The organism is Bacillus sp. MYb209 (assembly GCF_002975175.1).
In the GTDB taxonomy this organism is placed as follows: domain Bacteria; phylum Bacillota; class Bacilli; order Bacillales; family Bacillaceae_G; genus Bacillus_A.
Genome location: NZ_PCNZ01000099.1, coordinates 1 through 2,569 on the forward strand (window position 1 = coordinate 1; position 2,569 = coordinate 2,569).

Here is a 2,569-nt window from a genome sequence, read left to right on the forward strand (position 1 = left end):
AGCATAGCGAAAAATTTGAAACCCGTCAGGGTTTATTTGATGTGCCTACTTTTATAACATCTATAAAAGATAATAAAAAACTACGTGGAAAGACCGCATTTTGTATAAAAATATACGTTAAGTTGATGGATGTGAGGTACAGCCACATGCATAAGAACATAAACGGTATACTACACGGATGCATTTGGATTGAATACAGAATTTAAACTTAATGAACTTGTGGATGTAGAATAAAAAAGGGCTGACTCGGAAGAGCCAGCTTTAATTCGCAGCAGGTAAATTGATATTTGTAAAGGTGTTATTCGAATTGATGAAGTTACGAATATGATTTTGATTTGTGTAATATTTTAAATTCAATGGTGTTGTTCCTGTATAAACAAATCCATTGTCTTTTAAAATTAACTCGTTTACTCCCGCTGCTGCTCCTGAAGCTAAGAGAGAAGCGAATGCTGGATTATTAATAGTAACATTGCATTTCTCTACTACAAAAGTTGTATATGGACGATTTGTATCAGATAAGAATAAATTATTTTTCGTATTAATCGAGATAGCACAGTCTTCCAGTTTAGTGTATGGTACTTGATTATCCACATTTGTAATACCAACTTCGCAAGTTGTATCTATAAGTTTTGATTTAGTAACTCTAATATTCATTGGACTCCCACTAAACAAATGATTTCTCAACTCGCAATTAAGAAGTTCTGACCTTGTGAACTCACAAACGTCTACAGTTTGAGTATTAGGGTTTTCTGATCTGACTCGTAAATTTTCGAATCTACAGCTATCATATTCTTTAACTTTAAACGTCATCTCTCTTTGTGTTAAAACCGATTTAAAGGTACATTTGCTTATTTTGTTTGCTTTTATCCATGGTGTGGTAGTCGGATTTTCTGTAAAAACAATATAATTATTATCAAATGTGCAATTATCTCCCAATGCAACGAAATCAGGGTTTACGTATTGATTGTTAGATAAAGAAACCCTATACGAATCATTAGTTAAATTCATATTACCACCTGTGAAACTGTTGTCTATAATATTTACAAACGCCGTACTAAAATTAGAAGTCATGAGTCCAATGTTATTTTGACAGTTGTATAAGTAATTATCCTTAATAGTTGCATGCATTAAAGAATAAAGATTAATCGCTAGGTAATCTATATTGTAAATGTGATTATGTTCTATTAAGACATCATAGCAACCAACTAAAATGCCGTGATAACTCCCGTAAATTTCGTTATCTTTTATGGTACAGCTTGCTCCGTATGAATCTTCCATGTTTATTGAATAACGAGTTGGATCGTTGAAAATAGGTTTTCCATCCAAAAACCTAACCAATCCTTTTCCGTTATCGCGGATTTTATTATTTATAACTTCGTTGTAATTCCCCCCTAAAGTGATACCACCCCTATGACCATTAAAAACCTCGCATTTTTCAACAGTGTTATGGTGAGGGATACCACCAAACATAATTGTATATTGCAGATTCTTATTTACATTGTTTTCATTATAAAATTGAAGTCTAAATTTCATTGCGTTAACTGGGATTGAAATATCTGTATAGATTCTTCTTTTCTTCATAACCCCTATGAAATTGTTGTTATTATCGTAAAAGAAGATATCCAAGTCTTTACTATTTAAATTTGTTGTTCTAGCGTATCCTGCTCCAGCTATAAGAAAGGAAGTAATCTTTGGTGTTAAATCTTGAGGTATATTTAACATCTTTGTTGTGAGTGTATTCGTAGAGGTAATAGGTTGTCCAGTGTTGTAATCTAAGGCACTCAAAGTAAGACCTTGATCAAATTCTCCATAGTCAAATATCGAGTTTGAGCTAAATGAAATATTATCGCCCATATAATCGCGAACCTTACAATTTTTCACAGAACAATAATTTGAACTTTTTTGAAAGAGAATACCATACGTATGCTCCATTGCTACTTCTAAAGGATTAGAGAAACTTCTGTCGTCCCTACATCCAATTATTGTTCCAACAAATAAATTAGAATTGGTGACTTTACTAAATACGATACTATTCCCTTTGAAGTTGTAATAATCAGTAGTTGTTCTATTGTCAAATGGCGATTTTTTATTAGAATCGTATATAACTTTTAATGTTGATCCATTTAAATTAAAATCCAAATCGGAAACCATAACAATCTCACGTGGGTAACATAGAGCGTAATTGCCTTTTGGAAGAATAACTTCAGAGTAATTATTAGATGCTGCAAATTGTAACGCATTGTTTATCCCCTGAATATTCTTATCAGCTTGTATATAATCTGCATCTACATAGGGTTTAGTAGGTAATCCTTCTTTTATGCCCCACTGATTTAATTCAATTAAATAATCCAATTATTATCACCTCTTAAATTTCTTAATATAGTATATTCATTGATATAATAAACCGTCCGGTTCTGGTGCAAACATTTTTTGAAGATATAAAGAAGTGAAGAGATTCCTAACGGAATCCGCTTTTATGCTGGAATACCGAATAGTTGATGAATGAGGTTCACTTGATTTTGGACAGACTGGTCCTGCAAATCAATTTGTTCTTTTTTGACCATATGCA

General features: G+C 32.2%; 2 protein-coding genes and 1 pseudogene. 1 reads left to right on the top strand and 2 read right to left on the bottom strand.

Annotated elements, in window-relative coordinates; translation table 11 throughout:
- A partial coding sequence (locus CQZ94_RS31580) for a hypothetical protein (protein WP_219845221.1) occupies positions 1–206 on the top strand: 206 nt, incomplete at its 5' end.
- A gap of 55 nt (positions 207–261) precedes the next feature.
- Here CQZ94_RS31580 and CQZ94_RS30420 read toward each other — a convergent pair.
- A complete protein-coding gene (locus tag CQZ94_RS30420; protein ID WP_105588399.1) occupies positions 262–2,352 on the bottom strand; it encodes a NosD domain-containing protein in 2,091 nt (696 codons plus the stop codon).
- Between the two features lie 122 nt (positions 2,353–2,474).
- Positions 2,475–2,569, bottom strand: a pseudogene (locus tag CQZ94_RS30425) (IS6 family transposase); the annotation flags it as partial.